Source organism: Paracoccus sp. PAMC 22219, assembly GCF_000787695.1.
Taxonomy (GTDB): domain Bacteria; phylum Pseudomonadota; class Alphaproteobacteria; order Rhodobacterales; family Rhodobacteraceae; genus Paracoccus.
The window spans coordinates 1-1718 of the sequence record NZ_BBPH01000248.1 but is presented as its reverse complement, the minus strand read 5'-3'; the positions used below and the strand labels follow the sequence as shown (position 1 = coordinate 1718).

Genomic DNA, 1718 nt, shown 5'->3' with positions numbered 1-1718 from the left:
GGGCGTTCCGCGAAAGCTGAATAAAGCTATCGGAGCGGTCCGCCGTTAACGGAATCTAATTCTAAATGCGCAACGCTGACAGATAGTAGATCATAAGAGGGATATATGGCACTCTCATCGGAATCGAATATTCTCACTATCGGTCACAGCCTTGTCGGCAGACAGCTCCCCCATATGATGAACAGCATGGGGAATGAGGGGAAAACGGATTTCCAGGTCATCACCGGTGCGCCGCTGCGTGTCAGCTGGAACGACCATGACCGTGCCCATGCGCAGGGGGTGGATTCCCACAATGCGCTTGCCACCGGAAAATATGATGCGCTGATCCTCACGGAAGCCGTCCCTTTGGAAACGAATGTCCAGTGGAACGACACCTCGGGATATGTCCTTAAGTTCCTCAGTCTTGCCCATGCCTCCAACCCTGACATCCAGACCTATCTCTATGAGACGTGGAACGGGTTCGACTTCTTCAACGGTGACCTGAAAGCCTGGCGGGCGAGCCTGGACAGGTTCAGTCCGATTTGGGAGGGCGTGGTCGACGAGGTGAACGCGGCACGACCCTCAGGATCCAAGGAGATGCTGTTGATCCCCGCGGGCCAGGCCATGGCCAACCTCTATGACGCGATCGAGGCCGGTCGCATCCCCGGCGTGACCTCGATCAGGCATTTCTTCACAGACGACATCCATCCTACGGATGCCGGTTATTACTACGTCACCATGGTTCACCAGGCGACCCTTTACGGCAAGGACCCCTCAGGGCTGTCGAACATCGTCTTCGGAGATTACGGCCCCTATCCGACGATCGACCCGACCATTGCGGCACATCTACAGGACCTCGCGTGGGAAACCGTGATGGAATACGACCGTGATGGCATCAACGAAGGAGCATCGCCTGCCCCGACGCCGACCCCCGTTCCGGTCCCGCCCGTCGTGGAGCCCGAGCCCGACGTGCCGGTTGTCACGCCCACCCCCACGCCGACGCCCCCTGCTCAGAACGTCATCACCGGGAATGACAGCGCGAACACGCTGGACGGGACGTCCGGCAACGACGTGATCCACGGCCGCGGAGGCAATGACATCCTCGACGGCAAGGCCGGCGCGGACGAGATGCACGGCGGAACCGGCGACGACACCTACTGGGTCGACAATGCGGGCGACAGGACGATCGAGCTGGCAGGTCAGGGTCGCGACGCGGTCCACGCCACTATCGACTGGAAGCTGGGCGACCATATCGAAGACCTGCATCTTCGGACCGCAGCCTCGCTTCGCGGCGAAGGCAACAGCCTCGACAACCGCATCCATGGAAACAGCGGCAACAATGGCCTCCTGGGCATGGCGGGGAACGATGTCCTTATCGGTAACGAAGGGAACGATACCTTGGTCGGCGGAACGGGCAACGACACGCTCACCGGTGGCACGGGCAGGGACGCATTCCGCTTCACCTCGGGTGACGGTCGCGATGTGATCACGGACTTCGACGCGCGCGGCGGAGAACTTCTCGACATTCGAGGATATGCCAACGTCACAGCCCTGATCACCGAGAACGGCGGGACCCGCATCGTTCTGGGTGCCAATGACAGCATCTTTCTGGAAGGTGTCGACAGGGCGACCCTGACGCCCGCCAACTTCCTCTTCAACGGCGCGGTCCCGAGGGAACTCGTGGGCACGCAGTCCCCCGTCGTCACCCCGCCCGTCGTCACGCCGCCCGCTCAACGGCA

At 61.1% G+C, this 1718-nt stretch carries 1 protein-coding gene; it reads left to right on the top strand.

Annotation, left to right across the window (positions count from 1 at the left end; translation table 11 throughout):
* Window positions 1-105: 105 nt before the first annotated feature.
* Window positions 106-1718: calcium-binding protein (locus tag TY51_RS20630; RefSeq protein ID WP_156118140.1), on the top strand; the 1613-nt coding region annotated here is incomplete at its 3' end.